The organism is Pseudomonas sp. URMO17WK12:I7 (genome assembly GCF_003269045.1).
Lineage (GTDB): Bacteria > Pseudomonadota > Gammaproteobacteria > Pseudomonadales > Pseudomonadaceae > Aquipseudomonas > Aquipseudomonas putida_J.
This window is the reverse complement of the sequence record NZ_QLTL01000012.1, coordinates 21494-43699: the sequence shown is the minus strand read 5'-3', so window position 1 is coordinate 43699 and position 22206 is coordinate 21494. Positions and strand designations below refer to the sequence as shown.

General features: G+C 63.8%; 19 protein-coding genes and 1 tRNA gene. 8 read left to right on the top strand and 12 right to left on the bottom strand.

Annotated features, from left to right (window positions below; translation table 11 throughout):
• Window positions 1-17 precede the first annotated feature (17 nt).
• The gene (locus H040_RS17495) at window positions 18-353 is read right to left on the bottom strand and encodes a hypothetical protein (protein WP_027917820.1); all 336 of its coding nucleotides are present in this window, start codon (window positions 351-353) and stop codon (window positions 18-20) included.
• Window positions 354-483: 130 nt separating this feature from the next.
• On the opposite strand from H040_RS17495, the gene H040_RS17490 reads away from it, so the two are divergent.
• The 5 genes from H040_RS17490 (at window position 484) to H040_RS17470 (ending at window position 4476) form a co-directional block, all read left to right on the top strand.
• On the top strand, window positions 484-1059 hold the full coding sequence (locus H040_RS17490; RefSeq protein ID WP_027917821.1) for a DUF2796 domain-containing protein: 576 nt from the start codon (window positions 484-486) through the stop codon (window positions 1057-1059).
• 1 nt (window position 1060) lies between these two features.
• Window positions 1061-1771 carry an ABC transporter ATP-binding protein gene (locus H040_RS17485; RefSeq protein ID WP_027917822.1) on the top strand — a complete coding sequence of 237 codons (711 nt, stop codon included), beginning with the start codon at window positions 1061-1063 and terminating at the stop codon, window positions 1769-1771.
• Window positions 1771-3036, top strand: a complete 1266-nt coding sequence (locus tag H040_RS17480; protein ID WP_027917823.1) for an ABC transporter permease — start codon at window positions 1771-1773, stop codon at window positions 3034-3036. The genes H040_RS17485 and H040_RS17480 overlap by 1 nt, the downstream gene beginning before the upstream one ends.
• Window positions 3037-3047: 11 nt before the next feature.
• Window positions 3048-3683, top strand: coding sequence for a DUF3299 domain-containing protein (locus H040_RS17475; protein ID WP_256208039.1), 636 nt, complete (start codon window positions 3048-3050; stop codon window positions 3681-3683).
• Between the two features lie 109 nt (window positions 3684-3792).
• Window positions 3793-4476: an OmpW/AlkL family protein gene (locus tag H040_RS17470; RefSeq protein ID WP_027917825.1), complete on the top strand. Its 684-nt coding sequence runs from the start codon at window positions 3793-3795 to the stop codon at window positions 4474-4476.
• On the opposite strand, the gene H040_RS17465 is transcribed toward H040_RS17470, so the two are convergent.
• Entirely contained in the window at window positions 4464-5657 is a 1194-nt protein-coding gene (locus H040_RS17465) for an MFS transporter (RefSeq protein ID WP_027917826.1), read from the bottom strand. The two genes, H040_RS17470 and H040_RS17465, sit on opposite strands and share 13 nt — an antisense overlap.
• Before the next feature lie 103 nt (window positions 5658-5760).
• Here H040_RS17465 and H040_RS17460 point away from each other — a divergent pair, with 103 nt between their 5' ends.
• Window positions 5761-6204, top strand: a complete 444-nt coding sequence (locus tag H040_RS17460) for a winged helix-turn-helix transcriptional regulator (protein WP_027917827.1) — start codon at window positions 5761-5763, stop codon at window positions 6202-6204.
• Between the two features lie 127 nt (window positions 6205-6331).
• Here the strand turns inward: H040_RS17460 and H040_RS17455 are convergent, their stop codons facing one another.
• The 3 genes from H040_RS17455 to H040_RS17445 form a co-directional block, all read right to left on the bottom strand.
• Window positions 6332-7264 carry an NAD-dependent epimerase/dehydratase family protein gene (locus H040_RS17455; RefSeq protein WP_027917828.1) on the bottom strand — a complete coding sequence of 311 codons (933 nt, stop codon included), beginning with the start codon at window positions 7262-7264 and terminating at the stop codon, window positions 6332-6334.
• Window positions 7257-8141: a sugar nucleotide-binding protein gene (locus tag H040_RS17450; protein ID WP_027917829.1), complete on the bottom strand. Its 885-nt coding sequence runs from the start codon at window positions 8139-8141 to the stop codon at window positions 7257-7259. Before H040_RS17450 ends, H040_RS17455 begins: the two co-directional genes overlap by 8 nt.
• An 878-nt stretch (window positions 8142-9019) precedes the next feature.
• Entirely contained in the window at window positions 9020-9829 is an 810-nt protein-coding gene (locus H040_RS17445) for a helix-turn-helix domain-containing protein (RefSeq protein WP_027917830.1), read from the bottom strand.
• A 179-nt stretch (window positions 9830-10008) separates the two neighbouring features.
• Here H040_RS17445 and H040_RS17440 point away from each other — a divergent pair, with 179 nt between their 5' ends.
• Both H040_RS17440 and H040_RS17435 read left to right on the top strand, forming a co-directional pair.
• The gene (locus H040_RS17440; protein WP_027917831.1) at window positions 10009-11451 is read left to right on the top strand and encodes an alanine/glycine:cation symporter family protein; all 1443 of its coding nucleotides are present in this window, start codon (window positions 10009-10011) and stop codon (window positions 11449-11451) included.
• Window positions 11452-11523: 72 nt separating this feature from the next.
• The gene (locus H040_RS17435) at window positions 11524-12510 is read left to right on the top strand and encodes an asparaginase (RefSeq protein ID WP_027917832.1); all 987 of its coding nucleotides are present in this window, start codon (window positions 11524-11526) and stop codon (window positions 12508-12510) included.
• Window positions 12511-12650: 140 nt separating this feature from the next.
• Here H040_RS17435 and H040_RS17430 read toward each other — a convergent pair.
• From H040_RS17430 to fdnG, 7 genes are all read right to left on the bottom strand, one after another.
• A tRNA-Sec gene (locus H040_RS17430) sits at window positions 12651-12746 on the bottom strand.
• A gap of 6 nt (window positions 12747-12752) precedes the next feature.
• Window positions 12753-14672, bottom strand: coding sequence for a selenocysteine-specific translation elongation factor (gene selB / locus H040_RS17425; RefSeq protein WP_027917833.1), 1920 nt, complete (start codon window positions 14670-14672; stop codon window positions 12753-12755).
• A complete protein-coding gene (gene selA / locus H040_RS17420; protein ID WP_027917834.1) occupies window positions 14669-16096 on the bottom strand; it encodes an L-seryl-tRNA(Sec) selenium transferase in 1428 nt (475 codons plus the stop codon). Before selA ends, selB begins: the two co-directional genes overlap by 4 nt.
• Window positions 16097-16256: 160 nt before the next feature.
• Complete coding sequence (gene fdhE, locus H040_RS17415) at window positions 16257-17177, bottom strand: formate dehydrogenase accessory protein FdhE (RefSeq protein WP_027917835.1); 921 nt, start codon at window positions 17175-17177, stop codon at window positions 16257-16259.
• A 4-nt stretch (window positions 17178-17181) separates the two neighbouring features.
• Window positions 17182-17838: a formate dehydrogenase subunit gamma gene (locus H040_RS17410; protein WP_027917836.1), complete on the bottom strand. Its 657-nt coding sequence runs from the start codon at window positions 17836-17838 to the stop codon at window positions 17182-17184.
• The gene (gene fdxH / locus H040_RS17405) at window positions 17835-18785 is read right to left on the bottom strand and encodes a formate dehydrogenase subunit beta (RefSeq protein ID WP_027917837.1); all 951 of its coding nucleotides are present in this window, start codon (window positions 18783-18785) and stop codon (window positions 17835-17837) included. Before fdxH ends, H040_RS17410 begins: the two co-directional genes overlap by 4 nt.
• Entirely contained in the window at window positions 18785-21853 is a 3069-nt protein-coding gene (gene fdnG / locus H040_RS17400) for a formate dehydrogenase-N subunit alpha (protein ID WP_143512524.1), read from the bottom strand. The genes fdxH and fdnG overlap by 1 nt, the downstream gene beginning before the upstream one ends.
• Window positions 21854-22206 lie beyond the last annotated feature (353 nt).

Below are 22206 nucleotides of genomic sequence, written 5' to 3'. Positions count from 1 at the left end.
CCCCAGCATCCAGAACCTTACCCCACCCAGTGATACACCGGCGCATCCACGCCACTTTCCACCTTCACCTTACTGCTATGCCGCAAGCGCACCAGCAAACGCTTGCCCGCCGCAGTACTCCCGGCCAGCCCTTCCAACCGGTCCAGCAACTCTGGCCCGCTCATCTGCCCTGCCAGGCGCAGTACCTCAAGTGCTGCATTCCACTGCCCATCGTCCTGGCGCGACGACGCTGTCGTGGCTACCGGCTCAGGCAGCGGTTTTTCGATCTGCCGCCCCAACTGCGCCCATTCCGAAGGCTCCAGCTCGATGGTCAGGTCCACCGGCCAGTCACCAATCTGTCCACGAATTCTCACGATGCATTCCTTGAGCTCAGGTCAATGCAGCCATCCTACCGCAACATGAAACCTGCGCCACGCAGGCTGGCGGCGCGAAGAAAAGTTGTTATAACATAACCGAATCTTTAAGCCCGCTCCGGAGTCGTCCATGCGTCGTCTGCTGCTCGCCCTGCCCTTCGCCCTGCTGCCCCTGGCCGTGGCTCATGCCCACGACGAACATGATCATGATCACGCCCACGGCACCCTCGGAGCCCACGAGCATGGCGTGGCCAAGCTCAACGCGGTTCTCGACGGCAACACCCTGGAACTGGAGCTGGACAGCCCGGCGATGAACCTGGTGGGCTTCGAGCACATGGCCAGCAGCGATGCCGACAAGGCCAAGGTGGCTGCTGTGCGCCAGCAGCTCGAACAACCGCTGAAGCTGTTCGCCCTGGCCTCGGCCGCCGGCTGCAAGGAAGACCAGCAAGAGCTCGAAAGCCCGTTGTTTGGTGACGCGGCCAAAGCTGACGACGACGCTGACGAGCATGAGAAAGGCCACGTGCACAGTGACATCAATGCCCACTACCAGCTGACCTGCGCCAACCCGGAAAACCTCGCCCAGATCGACCTTACCCCGCTGTACAAGGCCTTCCCGGCCACCCAGAAGATCAATGTGCAACTGATCGGCCCGAACGGCCAGAAAGGCGTCGAGACCTCGCCCGCCAAGGCCGTGGTCGCGTTCTGAAATGAGCCAGGCGTTGATTGAACTGCAGGACCTGGTGTTCGCGTGGCCCGGCCAGGCGCCGTTGCTGGATATCCCGGCGTTCCGCCTGCAAGCCGGCGAAGCGTTGTTCCTCAAGGGCCCCAGCGGCAGTGGCAAGACCACCCTGCTGGGCCTGCTGGGCGGGGTCAATCGGCCGGGCCAGGGGCGTATCCAGCTACTGGGGCAGGACCTCGCCATGCTCGGCCAAGGCGCGCGCGACCGCTTCCGTGTCGACCACACCGGCTACATCTTCCAGCAGTTCAACTTGCTGCCGTTCCTTTCGGTGCGGGAAAACGTCGAGTTGCCGTGCCGGTTCTCGCGCAGCCGCGCCGAACGTGCCATCCAGCGCCACGGCAGCGTCGACCAGGCCGCCAGCGAACTGCTCGCGCACCTGGGCCTGGTTGACCCGGCGCTGCTTGCACGGCGTGCCGACAGCCTGTCGATCGGCCAGCAGCAGCGCGTCGCCGCCGCCCGCGCCCTGATCGGCCAGCCGGAACTGGTGATTGCCGACGAGCCGACCTCGGCACTGGATGCAGACACCCGCGAAGCGTTCATTCGCCTGCTGTTCGACGAATGCCGCGCAGCCGGTTCCAGCCTGCTGTTCGTCAGCCATGACCAAAGCCTGGCACCGTTGTTCGACCGTCACCTTTCACTGGCCGAACTCAACCGCGCCGCCAAGCCTCGGGAGGCCTGATGTACCTGCTCCGCCTTGCCCTGGCCAGCCTGGCCAACCGCCGTTTCACCGCCTTTCTCACCGCCTTCGCCATCGCTTTGTCGGTGTGCCTGTTGCTGGCTGTCGAACGCGTACGCACCGAGGCTCGCGCCAGCTTCGCCAGCACCATCAGCGGCACCGACCTGATCGTCGGCGCCCGCTCGGGCTCGGTGAACCTGCTGCTGTATTCGGTATTTCGCATCGGCAACGCCACCAACAACATCCGCTGGGACAGCTACCAGCACTATGCCCAAGACCCGCGGGTAAAGTGGGCGATCCCCATCTCACTGGGCGATTCGCACCGTGGCTATCGGGTGATGGGCACCACCACGGACTATTTCAGCCACTATCAATACGGTCGCCGGCAGCATCTGGAACTGAGCCAGGGCCGTGAGTTTGCCAGCGACCCGTTCGAAGTGGTGCTCGGCGCCGAAGTGGCCGAAGCGCTGCACTACAAGCTGGGCGACAAGCTGGTACTGGCGCACGGCGTGGCCGCGATCAGCCTGGTCAAGCATGACGACAAACCGTTCACCGTGGTCGGCGTGCTCAAACGCACCGGCACGCCGGTCGACCGTACCCTGCACATCAGCCTCGGTGGCATGGAGGCCATCCACATCGACTGGCACAACGGCGTGCCGGCCCGTGGTGCCGGTCGCATCAGCGCCGATCAGGCGCGGACCATGGACCTGCAGCCGGCAGCCATCACCGCGTTCATGCTCGGCCTGAACAACAAGATCGCCACCTTCAGCCTGCAGCGCGAAATCAACGAGTACCGCAGCGAGCCGTTGCTGGCGATTCTGCCTGGGGTTGCCTTGCAGGAGTTGTGGAGCCTGATGGGCACCGCCGAGCAGGCGTTGTTCGTGGTGTCGTTGTTTGTGGTGTTGACCGGCCTGATTGGCATGCTCACGGCGATTCTCACCAGCCTCAACGAACGCCGCCGGGAGATGGCGATCCTGCGCTCGGTGGGCGCACGCCCGTGGCATATCGCCGGGCTGCTGGTACTCGAAGCGCTGGCGCTGGCGGTGACGGGCATCGCGGCGGGGCTTGGGTTGCTGTACGCAGGCATCGCCCTGGCCCAAGGCTACGTGCAGGCCAACTACGGCCTGTACCTGCCCCTGGCCTTGCCTAGCGCACATGAATGGACGCTGCTGGCTATCATCCTTGGCGCAGCGCTGCTGATGGGCAGCGTACCGGCCTGGCGAGCCTATCGGCAGTCGCTGGCCGATGGCTTGTCGATTCATCTCTGAGAGTCAGTGTAATGATCCGGAACCTCATCGCCTTCTTCGCGGGTAAACCCGCTCCCACAGGTACTGCGCTGACGTTGAAAGCTGTGGAGGACTTTGTGGGAGCGGGTCTACCCGCGAAGAGGCCGGGACAGGCAGCACAGCTCTTGCTGGCCGTGCTGCTCTCACTGGCTCTACCAGCCTGGGCAGATGGGGTACGTGAACTGGACTGGCCTGCGCTTATCCCTGAAGGCGCACCGATCATCCCGCCACAACTGGCGCCGCTGCACGACATGTCGCAGCTGAGCGATGCGCTGTCTGCCGAATCGGCCCCGCCGGCACGCCAGCAAGGGCCCGACGCCCCGGTGGTGAAAAGCCTCGATGGCCAGCAGGTCAAGATTCCTGGCTACATCGTGCCGCTGGAGGTGAGCGAAGAAGGCCGCACCACGGAGTTCTTGCTGGTGCCTTACTACGGCGCCTGCATCCATGTGCCACCGCCGCCGTCGAACCAGATCGTGCATATCTTCAGCGAAATGGGTGTGCGTGTGGAGGACCTCTATCAGCCCTACTGGATCGAGGGAAAGATGCAGGTTAGAGCCTCCAGCAGCGAATTGGCCGACGCCGGATACCAGATGGAAGCCGAGAAAATATACACTTATGTTCTCAAGTGAGAACTGTTTCGAATTCGTGATGACGCTTCTTTGAGCTGGGTCAAACATTCCGTTTATTCAGCTCCGTACCATTGGACTATTCAATTACTCACGTCCTTTGGGAGCTTCCATGAACAAGTCCTTGCTCGGTGCCTCGCTTGTGGCCCTTGCGCTCGCCGCCCCTGTTGCCCACGCCCACAAAGCGGGTGATGTCATCGTCCGCGCCGGTGCCATCACCACTGCTCCGAACGAAAGCAGCGGCGACCTGAAATTCGACGGCAACAAGGTGTCAGGCACCAAGGCGACCCTGGACAGCGACACCCAGCTGGGCCTGACCTTCGCCTACATGCTCACCGACCACGTCGGCCTGGAGCTGCTGGCTGCGACTCCGTTCAAGCACAGCGTAGGCGTCAAAGGCCTGGGCGGCGGGCTGGACGGCAAATTGGCCGACATCAAGCAGCTGCCACCGACCCTGTCCGTGCAGTACTACCCGATGGAGCCTAACTCCAAGTTCCAGCCCTATGCCGGCGTCGGCATCAACTACACCCTGTTCTTCGATGAAGACCTGACCGGTGAGCGCAAGCAACAGGGCTTCAGCAACCTCAAGCTGCAGGACTCGGTGGGTATCGCCGGCCAGTTGGGCATGGACTACATGATCACCGACAACCTGCTGGTGAACGCCTCGGTCTGGTATGTCGACATCGACACCAAGGCCAGCGTCAACGGCCCGACCGCACTGGGCTACAGCAAGACCAAGGTCGACGTCGATGTCGACCCTTGGGTGTACATGGTCGGCCTTGGTTACAAGTTCTGACCTGAACACGGCAGGGCGGCTTCGGTCGCCCTTTCTCGTTGCCCCCAGGACCAGCACCCCAGCGCCAGCGCACTGATCGCCATCCCCAGCCCACACACCGCAATCCAGCCCCAGCGCGCATAAACCCAACTCGCCAGCACCGCCCCCAGACCACTGCCGATCGAGTAGCAACACATGTAGGCGCCGATCAACCGGCTGGCCATCGCCCCACGCCCCGCCAGCAACAGGCTCTGGTTGGTGACATGCACCGCTTGCACCGCAAAATCCAGCATCAGCACACCCAGCGCGAACGCCGTCAGCGAGTGCCCGACAAAGGCTGCCGGCAGCCACGACAACGTCAGCAGGCCCAGCGCCAGCCCGGTGGTACGCTCACCCAGCCCTCGATCAGCCAGGCGACCGGCCCGCGACGCCGCCAAGGTACCGGCGATACCCGCCAGGCCGAACAGGCCGACCTCGGTATGGTTGAGCGCGAGCGGTGGCGCACTCAGGGGCAACACCATGGCACTCCACAACGCGCTGAACGCCGCGAAGATCAACAGGCCGAACAGCCCGCGCCGGCGCAGCAGACGATCGTGTCGATACAAGGTGAACAACGAGCCGATCAGTTGCAGGTAGCCTGGCCGTTGCGCAGGTAACCGGCTGGCGGGCAACCAGCGCCAGAGCACCACGGCCATCAGCATGAGCACAACCGCCGCCACGAAGTACACCGTACGCCATCCGGCCAGGTCGGCGAGCACACCTGAAACCAGACGTGCCAGCAAAATGCCCAGCACCACACCGCTGGTGACCGTGCCCACCGCTTGACCCTGACTGGCCGGGGTGGCAAGGGTGGCGGCGTGGGCGACCATGACCTGCACCATGACCGCCATCAGCCCGACCAGGGCCAAAGCAGCCAGCAGAACCAGCCACTGCTGCGCCAGGCCAACACCGATCAAGGCCACGGTGGCGAGCAGCAGTTGCACCAGCAGCAGGCGTTTGCGCTCGATCAGATCGCCAAGGGGCACGATCAGGATCAGCCCAACGGCATAACCCGCCTGCGTTGCGCCGACCACCCAACCGATCTGCTGCTGCGCCACGCCGAGGTCTCTGGCTATCGACTCGAGCAAAGGCTGAGCGAAATAGACCGTGGCCACGGCCATGGCGCTGGTAGAGGCAAGCAAGAGGGATATCCAGCGATTCATCGGGCAGACTCCTTCGCAACTGGTTTCAAATTGAAACCACATGATGGATAGTTAGCAAATGTGGTTTTAATATGCAACCAGATGAACCACGCAGGTGCTGCCAATGCTCGACGACGTGAACGCTCAATGCCCCGTGGCCCGGGCGCTGGAAGTACTGGGTGACCGTTGGGCGCTGATGATCCTGCGCGATGCCTTCGATGGCCTGCGCCGTTTCAGCGAGTTCCAGAAGAACCTGGGGCTGGCGAAAAACATCCTTGCGTCGCGGCTGAAGCTGCTGGTGGAGAGCGGGTTGCTGGCTTTGCAGCCGGCGTCCGATGGCAGTGCTTACAAGGAATATGTGCTGACCGAAAAAGGCCGCTCGGTGTTTCCGGTCGTGGTGGGGTTGCGCCAGTGGGGGGAGCGATTTCTGTTCGAAGCGGGGGAAATGCGCTCGGAACTGGTGGACAGTGCCAAGGGGCAAGCTGTTGGGCTTCTGCAGGTACGGGCAGAGGACGGAAGGCCACTGGCGGCGGAGGATTGCCAGCGCAAGCTGGTGCGCCATCGCTGAACAGGGGCGCTTTGCGCCCCTTTCCGACCGGTCCGGCGCCCCGGCAAGTCCGCTCCTACAATAGATCGCGGTCTGCTGTAGGAGCGGCCTTGTGTCGCGAATGGGCTGCAAAGCAGCCCCGGCTATCTCAAGCCTTGCCGAGCAGCTTGGCCAGCCCTTCGACCATCGGGGTCGGCTGCGGGAAGTCGAAACGCGCCAGCAAACGCTGGTTGTTCGCCCGGGAATGGCGAATGTCACCCGACCGCGCCTGGCCGTAGCTGATCGCCGGCAAACTGCCCACCACCTGCTCCAGCGCCTTGAGCATCTGGTTCAGCGAAGTCGCCTGGTTCAGGCCGACGTTCACCGCGCCCTCTTCCACCTGCGGTTGCTCCAGTGCCTGCACCATCACCTGCACCAGGTCGCCGACGTAGAGGAAGTCACGGGTCTGTTCGCCATCACCGAATACGGTGATCGGCAAGCCCTGGGCCGCCCGCTCGCTGAAGATGCTGATCACCCCGGAATACGGCGAGGAAGGGTCCTGGCGTGGGCCGAAGATATTGAAGAAGCGGAACACCACCGGCTCCAGGCCATGCTGACGGCGGTAGAAGTCGAGGTATTGCTCGCTGGCCAGCTTGTCCACCGCGTAGGGCGTCAGCGGCGCCTTGGGCGTGTCCTCTGCAATCGACTCACCTTCACCATTGTTGCCATACACCGCTGCGCTCGATGCGAAGAGCACGCGGCGCACGCCATGCAGGCGCATGGCTTCGGCCACGTTGAGGGTGCCGATGAAGTTGCTCTGGTGGGTCTTCACGGGGTCTTCGACCGACGCCTGCACCGACGCCACCGCAGCCAGGTGAACCACGGCACGGCAACCGGCGGCGGCACGCTGAACCAGCTCGGCGTCGGCCACATCGCCTTCAATCAGCTCCAGGTGCGGGTTGCCCAGCTGCAAGTTGTCGCGCTTGCCGGTGGAAAGGTCGTCGAGAATACGTACGGCATAGCCTTTGGCCAGCAACGCATCGCACAGGTGGGAGCCAATGAAGCCGGCGCCGCCGGTGATCAGGATGGGGGCATCAGCCATGGCGGTAGAATCGATCCAGTAATGGTGGCAAGCCTGCGCGCCAGGCACGCGGCTTGATACCGAAAGTGTGAAGAATTTTCTTGCAGGCCAGTACCGCGTGCTGCGGCTCCTCGCTGGCGTCCGGCCGTGCGGCATGGGCCTGCGCGGTCGGCGCCTGAACTGCCAGCTGACGGTACTGCCCGGCTTCGCTGAGAATCGCCTGGCCCAACGCCAGCGGCGTGGTCGCCTCGTTGCCGGCGTAGTGGTAGGTGCCCCACAGCGGTGCACTGCAATCGAGCTGCTTGAGCACCGACAGGATCACCCGCGCGGCGTCGTCGACCGGAGTCGGATTACCACGCCGGTCATCAGCCAGTAGCAGTTCCTGCGGCTGTTCGGCACGGGTCAGGAAGCGGCCCAAGGCGCCGTCGATGCTCTCGTCCAGCAACCAGCCAAAGCGCAGCAGCACATGCTGCGGGCACGCCGCGCGCACGCTTTGCTCGATACGCCAAAGCGCCTGGCCACGCAGGCCCAGCGGTACCGGTTCGTCCTTCTCGCTGTAGGCAGTGGCCCGCGAGCCGTCGAAAACCCGGTAGCTGGAAGGCTGCACCAGGGTGATCTGGTGATGCTGGCACAGCTCCGCCAACCGCTCTACAGCCCGCTCCTGCTGGGCCAGACGGTGGTCGCTGACCGACTCGGCCTGGAACCAGTCGAAGTAGTAGGCCAGGTTGACCAGGGCATCGGGGCGATGATCGTCAAGCAGCTGAGTGAGGCTGGCCGGGGCCCAGCCGTTTTCCGGCGGGCGCGGAGCCAGGAATGTGATGTCCTCCTCGGCCCCGAGACGAATCAGCGCTTGCCCGAGGGCATTGCCACCACCCAACAGCATCAGGCGCATACGCATAGAGTCAGCAGATCCGAACAGGTTGATGAGGGAAAGGGGTCATTTTGCGGTTTCCGGGCGGGGAAGTCCAACCCTAGGGGTACGTGGCTACTAAAGCGCTTCAGAGCCACTACCGCACAGGAAAACCCCTACACCTTCAAGCGACCCAGTCCTGCATCCACTATCAAAAATAATTGCCTAAATAGCTCCCGAATCTTCGAGAGGTTCACCACATCCCTACAGGCAAGGACAAACAATGACAGGCGTTATAGCGAAGGGTTAAACGATGTTGCTCACCTCGACTTCAGCGAAGATCACGCTCGTAGACTGGATGGGGCGTGCCGTCACGTGGCGGCTGAGGGCTGACGCTCCAGGCACTGCAGCACTCTCCAGGCACTATGCTCAGCGGTTGAAACACGAGCTCACATTTCAACAGCAGGCACTCCTTGATGCATTCGCATCCGGCCAAGTTTGTGCAATTGAGTTCAGCAACATGTTGCCATTGCTTAATGACTCCCCCCTGATGTGTTGCCCACACAGGAAAATCTGAGCACTGCGTCTGCCGTGGTCAATTTGGCGTCCAGACATCAGATTTTATTGAGCCTCGTCGGATACCGGTCCTTTGCACTTGATATTGATAATGATGGGAAACAGGTTCGACTTGTGGGTAACTTAAAAGGTGGTGGAAAGGTCCCGCTGGTTGAAGGAAAACAAGACCGAACGGTCGAATTGAGCGCCCACGCAGGCGTAAGCTTTGGGCCCCACACAGCGCCGCCTTATAACTGTTCGGTCAAGGCAGAAGACGAACACTCACCAGCACCGAGCGCGCTAATCCTGACCGCAAGATGGAAGCCACAACGGGAACCGACACGGTTGATACCCATGCGCGCGGCAGTAGTTCACTCAATCTCGAACAGGCTGTTACGCAACGGCCCCACACTCAACCGCTCGCGCACATCGTCATCAATCCGTGGGTCATCCGGCCGGTACAGCCTGACCTGCCGATAGGCATTGATGCGGTTGATCTCCTCCCCCAGGTACTCCCACACCACCCGGGTACAGGCCGGGTTGCGCCGGTCGCCGCTGGACACCCCGGCCTTCAAGCCGTTGAGGCGGGTGATGCGGCTCTTGAAGCTGGGGATGAGAATGGTCTGGCTCATCTCGTTGAAAGTCAGCGACTCGTAGTCGATCAGGAACACCCGGTCCTGCAGCTGGAACGCCGCGCCCAGGTAGCGGCAACGCACCTCGGCATGCTGGTCGGTGGCGCTGGAGCGCTCCTGGCGTTCCTGGCGCTCGAACAGGAAGCGGCCGCGTTCTTCCCACAGGTGCACCAGCGACACCAGGATAGTGCCGGGTACCGACATGCAGTTGGAGTACTCGAAGTAATAGCCGCAATAGCGCGACAGGTTGCCCGCGTGCTCATGCAGCGGGCGGAAAAGTTCGCTGATCGGGTCATCGGTCTGCTCGGCCGGCGTCGACACACGTGCACCGATCAGGCGGCTGAACTGCTCGGGCGGCAAATTCAGTTCGTACTCTTCAACGCCGAAGAAATCGCCGATGCGCTTGAGGTTGTAAGCCGTCGGACGGCTCTGCCCGCTCAGGTACTTGTTGAATTGCGCACGGTTGATCGAGAGCTGCCGGCAAACTTCGGAAATAGAGCGGTAGTGGCTGCAAGCCAGTTTCAGGTTGGTAGCGAAATGATCGCTCATGCTAAGAGACTCGGGTGACGCGAATGATGCGAGTCTAGCATCAAGTCGCACCAAAACAGAGCAACCCGCGAAATTGTAACCACCTTTGTCATGGCCAACCATGCGCCCCAACGAATAGCGGTGCGCCTGCCGTCCGCTAGTCATTCCATGCGAAGAATAAGAATCGAGGTCATTTTCCAATGCTCGAAGCACTCAACGATTTCCTCTCGGGGAAACTTCTCATCGTGCTGATCGTCGGTCTCGGCGGTTACTTCACCATCCGTTCGCGGTTCGTTCAGTTCCGCCACTTCGGCCACATGTTCGCCGTCTTCAAGGAATCGCTGCGTGGCCAGGCAGGCCAGCTGAGCTCCTTCCAGGCCCTGATGCTGAGCCTGGCCGGCCGCGTTGGCGCCGGTAACATCGCCGGTGTCGGTATCGCCGTAACCCTGGGTGGCCCAGGCGCGGTGTTCTGGATGTGGGTCACGGCCCTGGTCGGCATGGCCAGCAGCTTCTTCGAATGCACCCTGGCCCAGGTCTATAAGCGCGCCGACGGCGACGGCCTGTACCGTGGTGGCCCGGCCTACTACATCCAGCACGGCCTGAAGCGCAAAAGCATGGCCATCGTGTTCTCGATCCTGCTGCTGGTCACCTACGGCTTCGCCTTCATCGGCCTGCAGTCGTACACCGTGACCCACTCGCTGCAGAACGCCTTTGCCTTCGACCCGCGCCACACCGGTATCGTCCTGGCGGTGCTGCTGGCCATCACCTTCCTCGGTGGCATCAAGCGCATCGCGGCAGTGTCGGACCTGCTGGTGCCGGTCAAGACCCTGGCCTACATCGGCGTGACCCTGTACGTGATCGGCACCCAGATCGAACACGTGCCCGCCATGCTGGAAACCATCTTCAAGAGCGCCTTTGGCCTCGACCCAGCGTTCGGCGGCCTGCTCGGCAGCGCCATCGTCATGGGCGTGAAGCGTGGTGTGTTCGCCAACGAAGCCGGTCTGGGCAGTGCACCGAACGTAGCTGCCGTGGCCGCCGTGAAGCACCCAGGTGCCCAGGGCGTGGTCCAGGCTTTCAGCGTGTTCCTCGACACCTTCGTGATCTGCACCTGCACCGCGCTGCTGATCCTGCTGTCGGGCTTCTACACCCCAGGCTTCGAAGGTGACGGCATCGTCCTGACCCAGAACTCGCTGGCCGCCGTGGTCGGTGACTGGGGCCGCCTGTTCGTCAGCGTGGCACTGTCGCTGTTCGTGTTCACCTGCATCCTCTACAACTACTACCTGGGCGAGAACAGCCTGCAGTTCCTCAGCCGCAACCGCATGGTGCTGCTGGCGTTCCGTGCCCTGGTTCTGGCGCTGGTGGTGTGGGGCTCGATGCAGGACCTGTCGACCGTATTCGCCTTCGCCGACATCACCATGACCTGCCTGGCCTTCGTCAACCTGGTAGCCCTGGCCCTGCTGTTCAAGGTCGGCCTGCGGGTGATGCGCGACTACGATGACCAGCGCAAGGCCGGCATCCAGCAGCCGGTGTTCGACTCGTCGAAGTTCGCCGACCTGGACCTGGACCGCAACGCCTGGCCTGCCAATCCACAGGCGGAAACAGCCACTGACAAAGCAGTCGGCCAAGCTCAGCCGCAGCGCTGATATCCTCCCCTGCCCAGCCGCCCCTTCCGTGGGCGGCTGCTCTACCTCCGCTCACCGCTTCGGATGCTTTCCATGCGTGCAGTCAAGAATCTCCTCGTCCTCTACACCGGTGGCACCATCGGCATGCTGGAAACCGCCGAAGGCCTGGCGCCGGCCGGTGGTTTCGACACGCGCATGCGCGAACACCTCGCCCAGCTGACCGATGCGCCCCAGGTGCAATGGACGCTGCAGGAAATGAACCCGTTGCTCGACAGCGCCAACATGCAGCAGCACAACTGGCTGGCGATGCGCGATGCCATCGTCGCAGCAGTGGACGCTGGCCATGACGGCGTGCTGGTGCTGCATGGCACCGACAGCTTGGCCTACAGCGCCGCTGCGCTGTCGTTCCTGCTGCTGGGCCTGCCGGTGCCGGTGCTGCTGACCGGCTCGATGCTGCCGGCCGGGGCGCCGGGGAGCGATGCCTGGGACAACCTGTGCGGGGCCCTGCGCCAGGTCGAACAGGGCCTGGAGGCTGGCGTGCACCTGTACTTCCACGGCCAGTTGCTGCATGGCTGCCGGACTTCAAAACTGCGTAGCGAGGCCTTTGACGCCTTCGCCGCACTGCCGCGCCATCGTGAAGGCGAGCGTGCCACCGACTTGCCTGCCGCTCTGGGCTATCGCCAGCAGCGCCAACCGGTCAACCTGGCGGTGATGCCGGTGTTCCCGGGCCTGCAGGCCGCGCACCTGAAGGCACTGCTCGACAGTGGCGTGCAAGGGCTGCTGCTGGAGTGCTATGGCAGTGGCACCGGGCCGTCGGACGACCAGGCGCTGCTGGAGGTGCTGCGTGCAGCGCGCCAGCGTGGTGTGCTGCTGGCCGCCATCAGCCAGTGCCCGGAAGGGTCGGTGGTGTTCGATACCTATGCGGCGGGTAACCGCTTGCGCGGCGCCGGGCTGGTCAGTGGTGGCGGCATGACCCGCGAGGCGGCGCTGGGCAAGATGTTTGCGCTGCTGGGGGCGGGGTTGGATGTGGATGCGGCCGAGCACTGGTTCACGCTGGATCTGTGTGGAGAGCGGCTGTAGGAGCGGCCTTGCGTCGCGAAAGGGCTGCAAAGCAGCCCCGGCGACCTATGCGACGAAGCTGAAAACCCGGGGCCGCTTCGCGCCCCTTTTCGCGACACAAGGCCGCTCCTACAGAAGAGCGCCTTGCAATGCGGTAAGAATGGCGGAAGGCAGCGGGAGTCGAACCTGCCCGGGAACGGCTGCCGTCCCCAACCGGGTTTGAAGCCCGGCCGCGCCACCGGGCGCGATTGCCTTCCTTGTACTCAGTGCCTGGCCTGCTGGGCCAGGGCGCTGTCGGCGCGGATGTGACGCTGATCGGCCACCCTCCGGGTCAAGCCGATGCGGTCGAAGTATTCGAGAATCTGCACACTACGCTTGCGACCGATGCCCAACATATCGCGAAACGCAGCAACCTGCACTATCGGTGTCTCGCTGGCCTGCCCCAGCAGCAGCTCTGCCATGCGTTGTAGCGTCGCCTCAGGGTAGAAGAGGTCACGCACCACCTGATGCACCAGGCCCAACCGGGCCAGCTTGCGCAGCAGCAGGCGCACCTCCGCTTCCGCGCAATTTCCTTCAGCGGCCAGCGTCCTGACCCAGGGCGGATCATATTGCCCTGCCAGCAACTTCGGCTGCAGCTGCTCCCATAGCACGCTGTCGGCAGCGCTCAACTGCACCTTGTGATCAGGCAAATGCAGCCATGGCCCGCTGCTGGCTACCCGTTCATCATTGAGCAGCTCATCGAGCAGGCTGACAAACGCCGGGCGCTCCAGTGGCAAGGCGGCGAAGCGGCGCAGGCGGTCGCGGTCCGGGCCAAGCTGGTCAGGCTCCTGCTCGTGGAACCGCGCCAACTGCTCCAACACCTGGTGCCTCAGTGCCTGCCATTGGCCCTTGGCAAAAAGCAGAGGGCCCTGACGCGTGGCCACCACTTGCACATCTGTGGGCAATAGCCACGTTTCTCGCTGGCGATTGAACTGGCGCTCCAGGCGCTGCGGGTCAAGGCCACCAAGCGCACTGGCGAGCAAGGCCGACAGCGCTTCCTCCAGGCCATCTGCATCGCGCAGCACCTGCAACTGGCGCAGGCGTTCGGCACTGCGGCGCTGCCGGCTCGGGGCGAACGGGTCGAGCACCTTGCCGCCGCCGAGGGTGCGCTGGGCACGCTGGTCTCGCAGCACCAGACGATCACCGTGTACCGCCTGCAACGGCGCGTTGAGCAGCAGCTGGGCAAACATGCGCTGGCCGGCGGCAAGGGTTTCGCCTTCGAGCAAAGCTACCCGGGCTGTCACATCCTGTGTACCGAGGTGCACGTGAACGGCACTGAAATGCTCGAAAATGCGGGTTTCACCGGGTAGCAGGTAAAGTTCGATATCTACCCGAACACTGGGCGCATGCAGCCATTCGGGTACCAGCCAGTCGCCTCGGTGCACCTGCTCTACTGCCAGGCGTTCGGCGGCGAGGTTCAGCGCCACCCGCTGGCCGGCCTCAGCCACCAGTGCCACCTGGTTCTGCGCGTGCAGGCCACGCACCCGCACCGGCTTGCCGGTTTTGCCCAGCAGCAATGTATCGCCGGCACTGACGCGCCCGGCCAGCGCTGTGCCAGTGACGACCACCCCGGCGCCGGTCACGGCAAAGGCGCGATCGACCGCCAGGCGAAAGCCACCGCGCACGCTGCGTTGGCGCACTTGCACCTCGGCCTCCAGCAAGGCCCGGCGCAATACCTCGATACCCTGCCCGGTGATGCTCGACACAGGAAACTGCCGTGCCTTGGCATATGGCCCGTCTGCCAGCATCGCTCTGACCTGCGCCTGCACTTCTGCCAGGCGTTCAGGCTCAACCCGGTCACATTTGCTTATCGCCACCAGCGCCTGGGGAATACCCAGCAGCTCGATGATCGCCAAGTGCTCGCGGGTCTGCGGCATCACCCCATCGTCGGCCGCCACCACCAGCAGCACCAGGTCGATGCCATGGGCGCCGGCCAGCATGTTGTGGATAAACCGCTCATGGCCCGGCACATCGATGAAACCGGTCAACGCCGCCCCTTCTGCCAGCGCAGCGTAGCGGTAGCCAAGGTCGATGGTCATGCCACGGGCGCGCTCTTCCTGGCGCTGGTCACCGGCCTGGCCGGTGATGGCCTGAAGCAGCGCAGTCTTGCCGTGGTCGATGTGCCCGGCAGTGCCGACGATCACTGCACTGGCCCCAATTGCAAGGCCGGCAACTGCGCCAGCCACTGGGCCTCATCGTCGAGCTGACGCAGGTCTAGCCACAAGGCGTCGTCAGCGATGCGCCCGAGCACCGGCACCGGCAAATCGCGCAGGGCCCGCTCCAGCACATGCAGGCTGCGCCCGCGCAGTTTCTTCGACACTTGCGGGCGCAGGCACAGCGCCGCGCTTGGCAGGCGCGCCACCGGCTGGCTGCCGCTGCCAATCATACCCAGCGCCGGCTGAACGCTTACTACCCACTGCTCGCCCAGGCGGGCCTTGAGTTGCGGTGCCAGGCGCTCGGCCTGGGCCTGGATCTCGGCCTGGCTGCGGGTGAGCAGGCGCAGGCTCGGCAGGCGCTCGGCCAGGCGGTCGGGATTGCGGTACAGCGCCAGCACTGCCTCGAGTGCCGCGAGGGTGATCTTGTCGACGCGCAAGGCGCGCTTGAGCGGGTTTTTCTTGATCTTGGCGATCAGCGCCTTGCGACCGACGATGATCCCGGCCTGAGGGCCACCCAGCAGCTTGTCGCCGCTGAAGGTGACGATGTCGGCGCCATCGGCCAGGGCCTGGCGCACCGTCGGTTCGGCGGGCAGGCCCCAGCGCGTGAGGTCGAGCAGGCTGCCGCTGCCGAGGTCTTCGAGCAGCGGCAGTTCATGCTGATGGGCGATACGCGCCAGCTCGGCAGTCGGTACCTGGTGGGTGAAGCCCTGAATGCTGTAGTTGCTGCAGTGCACACGCATCAGCAAGCCGGTGCGCGGGCCGATGGCGGCCTCATAGTCACGGGCGTGGGTACGGTTGGTAGTGCCGATCTCGTGCAGCTTTACCCCGGCACGGGCCATGATGTCGGGAATGCGAAAGGCGCCGCCGATCTCGATCAGTTCGCCGCGGGATATGATGCCCTCCTTGCGCGCACCCAGGCTGTTGAGCGCCAGCAGCACAGCGGCCGCGTTGTTGTTGACCACGGTGACGGCTTCGGCGCCGGTCAGCTCGCGGATCAGGCCTTCGATCAGGTCGTCACGGTCGCCACGCTTGCCGGTGGCCAGGTCGAACTCCAGGTTGAGCGGGTAGCGGGCGGCCATCTGCATGGCCTCGATGGCTTCCTCGGGCAGCAGCGCGCGGCCGAGGTTGGTGTGCAGCACGGTACCGGTGAGGTTGAACACACGACGGACCTGGCTGCGTTGCTGCATGGCCAGGCGTTCGCCGGTACGGCCGAGGAGGATCTCGGCGGCCAGCTCGGTGGCGGTGAGTTCACCACGGTGGGCGGGGTCGCGCAGGTCATCGAGCAGCTGGCGCAGAGTGGCCAGTACTGCGTCGCGGCCGTAGCGGTCAATTAGCGGGAGGCAGGCCGGGTGACGCAATAGAGTATCGATGGACGGCAGGCGTGGGGTGTCGCTGGCGAGGCTGGAAGACATGCAGTACTACCTTGGACTGATCCGTTGTCTGTTCTGGCCTCTTCGCGGGCAAGCCCTCTCCCACAGGGTTCTCCACAGGTCTGACAGCCTGCGCAGTTCTGTGTGGGAGCGGGCTTGCCGCGAAGAGGCGACTCGGTATTACAGTGTAGACATTCACCTACTACCCGGGCGCGAACATCAGGTTCGGTGCCAGGCGGTGGAAGCCCTCCTCGTCGAGCCGGATATCCAGCGCCAGGCTAGCCAGGTCGTCAGCCAGTGGCTCGGCCGCGGCATCGTTCTCCAGGTAGTTCTGCTTCAGGTAGCTCTCGCAGCCTGGGCAACACTCGGCACGCAGCGGCGCCTTGCCCGGCGCATGGCGGTCATCTTCAAGGCTGGTGTAGCGCAGATCCTTGCTCGACTCGCAATACACGCACTTGACCCGCACCACATGCCACTCACAGGCGCACAGCGAACAGACCAGGTAACGCAAACCGTTGTGCTTGCCACGGTTACGCACAACCCCGGCCATTGCTGGCGAACCGCAGGCCGGGCACTGGGCCAGGCTGCCGGCGGGCTTGAGCTCGGGGGCTGGCAGCGCCAGCAACCAGCTCGACCAGGCAGCCTGCAAAGCGGCGCCAATGAACGGCACCAACGCTGCAGGCAGCGCATCGTACTGTCCGCCGAGCAAGGCGATACCCCAGCCCTTGCGCTGGCTATCATCGCTGTCGCGCAGGGCCTGCAGCGCCTCGCCCAGCGGGCCGCTGGCCTCACTGTCAAGGCGGGTAAGCAAGGCCTGCAACCAGACCAGCCACGGCCCTTCACGCACCAGGCTGTCGGCTGCCAGCGGTGGCAGGCCATGACTTATGCACAGGCGCTGACGCTCCTCGGCCACCGGCAAACCGCCGGGTGGGTTATCCACAAGCTGCTGCTGGACGTGGCACAGCTGCGCGATTAGCCGCAGGTAATCACACAGGGCGTTGCCCTCTGCCAGGTATTCCAGGCGCGCTGCGCGCATTGCAAACAGATTGGCAGGCGGCAGATGCAGAAACGGCGGCATCACCGCCGAAGCTTCGATCTGCCCAGGTTCGAGTATCGTGCTCAAGCGCTCATCCTTCTTTGCGTCCATGATTGCTCGGCGTCTTGTCGCCGGTCACTTCGCGGTACCACAACTCGTGGTGCTTGCGTGCCCAGGCGCGGCTGACCCAGCCATGCAGCATGGCGCCGATCGAACCCTTGATCCAGATACCGGCGTAGATGTGCACGATGATGCTGAGGATCAGTACGAACGCCGCCAGGGCGTGGGCCAGCGCCGACAGGCGAATGACCTCGATGCCGAACAGGTGGCTGAAATACGCGCGCCAGATCACCACGCCGCTGAGCAACAGCACCAGCATGCATGCCAGCAGGGTCCAGAACAGCAGCTTCTGGCCGGCGTTGTACTTGCCGATCGGCGGCACGCCCTCCTCCTTGTTCAGCATCACCCGATCCACACGGCGCAACCACAGGCGGTCGTTGGCGGTGATGAAGTTGGCACGCCAGAAGCGCACCACCAGGCCCAGGAAGAACACGAACATCGCCACGCCCAGGAACGGATGCAGGATACGTGTCCAAGGCCCGCCGCCGAACAGATGGCTGAGCCAGAACAGTGCCGGGTGGAACAGCGCCAGCCCCGAGAGCCCTGCCGTCATGAACAGGATCGCGACGATCCAGTGGTTGGTCCGCTCGTTGGCGTTGTAGCGCAGGATGGGTTTGTTGTCGTTCATGGTCGCTGCTCCCCTTGCCCACCGGGCTTGGTCGGATCATAGACATGCACCGACGGGTCCACCTGATGCACGCTTTCGTCCGGGGGTGTGGGGTGTTCGTCCTCGTCCACCCGCTGTGGCCCCACCCGCACGTAGTGGAAGAACCCGGCCAGCACCGCTGCGCCCATGGCCAGCAGCGCCAGCGGCTTGGTGAAGCCCTTCCACAAGCCCACCAGCGGGCTGATCACTGGCTGGTCCGGCAGGCCGGCGTACAGCTTCGGCGTGTCGGCATGGTGCAGCACATACATCACATGGGTGCCGCCGACGCCGTCCGGGTCGTACAGCCCGGCCTTGTCGTAACCGCGCGACTTGAGGTCGACGATGCGCTCGGCGGCATGCACTTTCATCTCATCCTTGCTGCCGAACACGATTGCCCCGGTCGGGCAGGTCTTCACGCAGGCCGGCTCCAGGCCGACGCTTACGCGGTCTGAACACAAGGTGCACTTGTACGCCTTGTGGTCCTTCTGCGAGATGCGCGGGATGTTGAACGGGCAGCCAGTGATGCAATAGCCGCAACCGATACAGTGATCCTGGTTGAAGTCGACGATGCCGTTGGCGTGCTTGATGATCGCCCCCGGGCTCGGGCAGGCCTTCAGGCAACCTGGGTCGGCGCAGTGCATGCAGCCGTCCTTGCGGATCAGCCACTCCAGGTTGCCGTCGTCGCGCTCGTGCTCGGTGAAGCGCATCAGGGTCCAGGTCTCGGCCGTAAGGTCCTGGGGGTTGTCGTAGGTGCCGTGGTTGTGGCCGACCTCGTCACGCAGTTCGTTCCACTCCGAGCACGCCACCTGGCAGGCCTTGCAGCCGATGCACTTGGTGGTGTCGATCAGCTTGGCGACCTCCTCCAGCTGGCGTACCGAGGACGGAACGGTGGTGGTGGCCGAGCGGGCGATGATGTCTTGGCTGGCCATCAGAGTTTCTCCACTTTGACGAGGAACGACTTGGACTCCGGCGTCTGGGTGTTACCGTCACCGAGGAACGGCACCAGGGTGTTGGTCAGGTAGCCATGGCGCGTGGTCCCGGTAAAGCCCCAGTGCAGCGGGATGCCGATCTGGTGCACGGTCTGGTTGTTGACCTGCAGCGGGCGAATCCGCTTGGTCACCACCGCGACCGCATCGATATGCCCGCGCTTGCTCGACACCCGCACGCGGTCACCGGCCTTGATGCCCTTCTCGTTGGCCAGCACCTCGCCGATTTCGACGAACTGTTCGGGCTGGGCGATGGCATTCAGGCGGCAGTGCTTGCTCCAGAAGTGGAAGTGCTCGGTCAGCCGGTAGGTGGTCGCTGCATAGGGGAACTCGTCGTGCGTACCCAGGGTGTCCCACACCGAATCGAAGATCCGCCCGGCCGGGTTGCTGGTGGCCTTCTTGTTCTGCGGGTGCAGTGGGTTGATGCCAATTGGCGTCTCGAACGGCTCGTAATGCTCGGGGAACGGGCCTTCGGCCATCTTGTCGATGGCGAAGAACCTCGCCACGCCTTCGGGGTTCATGATGAACGGGTTCATCCCCGCCTCTGGCGGCGAGTCGACCTTGAAGTCGGGCACGTCGGTGCCGGTCCAGGCCTTGCCGTTCCACCACACCAGGCGCTTCTTCTCCGGGTCCCAGGGTTTGCCTTGCGGGTCGCTGGAAGCACGGTTGTAGAGAATGCGGCGGTTGGCTGGCCAGGCCCAGGCCCAGTTCTGCACCTGATGCATGCCGTACGGGTCGCTGTTGTCGCGGCGGGCCATCTGGTTGCCCTGCTCGGTCCAGCAACCGGCGAAGATCCAGCAGCCGGACGCGGTGCTGCCGTCGTCCTTCATCTGGGCAAAGCCTGCCAACTGCTGGCCGGCCTTGAGCGTGGCACCGGTGGCGTCGGTAAGGTCGCTGACCGCCCAGCCGTTCATCTCCTTGGCCAGCTCCTCAGGCGATGGCTCTTCGGGGATCTTGTACGGCCAGTTAATGTTCATCATCGCATCAGGGTAGGCACCGCCCTCGGTCTGGTAACGATGACGCAGGCGCAGGAACAGCTCGCTCATGATCTGCACGTCGGTGCGGGTCTCGCCAGGGCCGTCGGCGCCTTTCCAGTGCCACTGCAGCCAACGGCTGCTGTTGACCAACGAACCATCCTCCTCGGCGAAACAGGTGGTGGGCAGGCGGATCACCTCTGTCTGGATATTGGCCGTGTCGACGTCGTTGAACGGCCCGGCGTTGCGCCAGAACTCCGAGGTTTCGGTGGCCAGCGGGTCCATGATCACCAGCCATTTGAGCTTGCCTAGTGCCGCAGTCACGCGGTTCTTGTCCGGCAGCGCGGCAATCGGGTTGAAGCCCTGACACACGTAGCCATTGACCTTGCCCTGGCCCATCATCTCGAACATGCGCAACACGTCATAGGCCGGCACATCGAGCTTGGGCAGCCAGTCGTAGCCCCAGTTGTTTTCTGCAGTGGCGTTGGCGCCGTACCAGGCCTTCATCAGGCTGACGTGGAACTTGCCGTAGTTCTGCCAGTACGACAGCTGCCCCGGGCGCAACGGCTTCGACGCACGCTTGTCGATGTAGGTGGCGTAGTCCTGCTCGGCGTCGCCAGCCAGGGTCAGGTAGCCCGGCAAAGAGTTGGACAGCAGGCCGAGGTCGGTCAGGCCCTGGATGTTGGAGTGCCCGCGCAAGGCGTTGACCCCGCCACCCGGCATGCCGACGTTGCCCAGCAGCAGCTGGACCATGGCCGCACTGCGGATGATCTGCGCGCCGATCGAGTGCTGCGTCCAGCCGAGCGCGTAGAGGATCGTCATGGTCTTGCCCGGTACCGAGCAACTGGCGATCTCTTCCCAGACCTTCATCATGGCGTCCTGCGGCATGCCACAGGTCATGCTCGCAAGTTCCGGGGTGTAGCGGCTGTAGTGCTGCTTCATCAACTGATATACGCAGCGCGGGTGCTGCAAGGTCGGGTCGACCTTGGCGAAGCCGTCCTCACCCAGCTCGTAGCCCCAGCCGGATTTATCCGCATACACGCGCTTGGCCTCGTCGTAGCCGCTGAACAGCCCGTCTTCGAAGCCATAGCTCTCTTTGACGATGAACGACACGTCGGTGTAGTTGCGCACGTACTCGTGCTGGATCTTGTCGTTGCTCAACAGGTAGTTGATCAGCCCGCCCATGAAAGCGATGTCGGTACCGGTTCGGATCGGCGCGTAGTAGTCCGCCACCGAAGCGGTACGGGTAAACCGCGGGTCGACCACGATCAGCCGCGCCTGGTTGTGCGCTTTGGCCTCGGTCACCCATTTGAAGCCGCACGGATGCGCCTCTGCTGCGTTGCCACCCATCACCAGGACCAGATTCGCGTTGGCGATATCGGACCAGTGGTTGGTCATGGCGCCACGGCCGTACGTCGGGGCAAGACTTGCCACCGTCGGGCCATGTCAGACACGTGCCTGGTTATCGAACCCCAGCATGCCTGTTGCGCGGACGACCTTGTGGGTCAGGTAGCCAGCCTCGCTGGAGGCAGCGGAGGCAGCGAGAAAACCGGTGGTAAGCCAGCGGTTGACGGTTTGCCCCTGGGCGTTCTTCTCGATGAAGTTGGCGTCGCGGTCCTTTTTCATCAGGTCGGCGACGCGGTCGAGCGCCTCGTCCCAGCTGACCCGCACCCACTCATTGCTGCCCGGCTTGCGCATCTCTGGATACTTGAGGCGGCTGGGGCTGTGGATAAAGTCGAGCAGGCCGGCACCTTTCGGGCACAGGGTGCCGCGGTTGACCGGGTGATCGGCGTCGCCTTCGATGTGGATGATGTTCTGTTTGACGTTTTTGCCCGCATCGCCCTGGCTGTACAGGATCAGGCCGCAGCCGACCGAGCAGTAGGGGCAGGTGTTACGGGTTTCTTTGGTGTGCGCCAGCTTGAAGTGACGCACCTGCTCGGCGAAGGCCGGCGTCGGGGCCATGCCCAACGCCGCCAGGCTCGAGCCTCCAAGGCCGACGGCGGCGACCTTGAAGAACTGCCGACGGTTGAGATCCATCGTGCACTCCTGATCAGGTTTGGACGCACGGAACATGGCCGGCGCCTCTTGGTAGTCACGGTGGCGGTTTTGACGGCCGCCAATGGATAAGACTAGTCAAGAAACGAGAAGGTGCGATGACATGGGTCAGGGGTGTGGGGATTGGTTGTATCTGGCGGTTGCATTTGGGCTACCGGGTGCATGCCTTGGGTTCTATGGCGCCTGTAAGACCGAGCGCCGCGCGGGCGGCGCTCGATCTCATAGGCGCTGAACATTTTGCGGCAAGCACCTGGTGGCCCTCACCTCCTCTTCTGGCATGCCCACCAGCCATAAAAAAACCCAGAGCAACTGCCCTGGGTTTCTATTCCAGCTAA

Bases quoted from the DNA above. Each gene is read 5' to 3' on its own strand.
- H040_RS17490 (WP_027917821.1), top strand. From the start codon at position 484: ATGCGTCGTCTGCTGCTCGCCCTGCCCTTCGCCCTGCTGCCCCTGGCC.
- H040_RS17485 (WP_027917822.1), top strand. From the start codon at position 1,061: ATGAGCCAGGCGTTGATTGAACTGCAGGACCTGGTGTTCGCGTGGCCC.
- H040_RS17480 (WP_027917823.1), top strand. From the start codon at position 1,771: ATGTACCTGCTCCGCCTTGCCCTGGCCAGCCTGGCCAACCGCCGTTTC.
- H040_RS17475 (WP_256208039.1), top strand. From the start codon at position 3,048: ATGATCCGGAACCTCATCGCCTTCTTCGCGGGTAAACCCGCTCCCACA.
- H040_RS17470 (WP_027917825.1), top strand. From the start codon at position 3,793: ATGAACAAGTCCTTGCTCGGTGCCTCGCTTGTGGCCCTTGCGCTCGCC.
- H040_RS17465 (WP_027917826.1), bottom strand. From the start codon at position 5,657: ATGAATCGCTGGATATCCCTCTTGCTTGCCTCTACCAGCGCCATGGCC.
- H040_RS17460 (WP_027917827.1), top strand. From the start codon at position 5,761: ATGCTCGACGACGTGAACGCTCAATGCCCCGTGGCCCGGGCGCTGGAA.
- H040_RS17455 (WP_027917828.1), bottom strand. From the start codon at position 7,264: ATGGCTGATGCCCCCATCCTGATCACCGGCGGCGCCGGCTTCATTGGC.
- H040_RS17450 (WP_027917829.1), bottom strand. From the start codon at position 8,141: ATGCGTATGCGCCTGATGCTGTTGGGTGGTGGCAATGCCCTCGGGCAA.
- H040_RS17445 (WP_027917830.1), bottom strand. From the start codon at position 9,829: ATGAGCGATCATTTCGCTACCAACCTGAAACTGGCTTGCAGCCACTAC.
- H040_RS17440 (WP_027917831.1), top strand. From the start codon at position 10,009: ATGCTCGAAGCACTCAACGATTTCCTCTCGGGGAAACTTCTCATCGTG.
- H040_RS17435 (WP_027917832.1), top strand. From the start codon at position 11,524: ATGCGTGCAGTCAAGAATCTCCTCGTCCTCTACACCGGTGGCACCATC.
- selA (WP_027917834.1), bottom strand. From the start codon at position 16,096: ATGTCTTCCAGCCTCGCCAGCGACACCCCACGCCTGCCGTCCATCGAT.
- H040_RS17410 (WP_027917836.1), bottom strand. From the start codon at position 17,838: ATGAACGACAACAAACCCATCCTGCGCTACAACGCCAACGAGCGGACC.
- fdxH (WP_027917837.1), bottom strand. From the start codon at position 18,785: ATGGCCAGCCAAGACATCATCGCCCGCTCGGCCACCACCACCGTTCCG.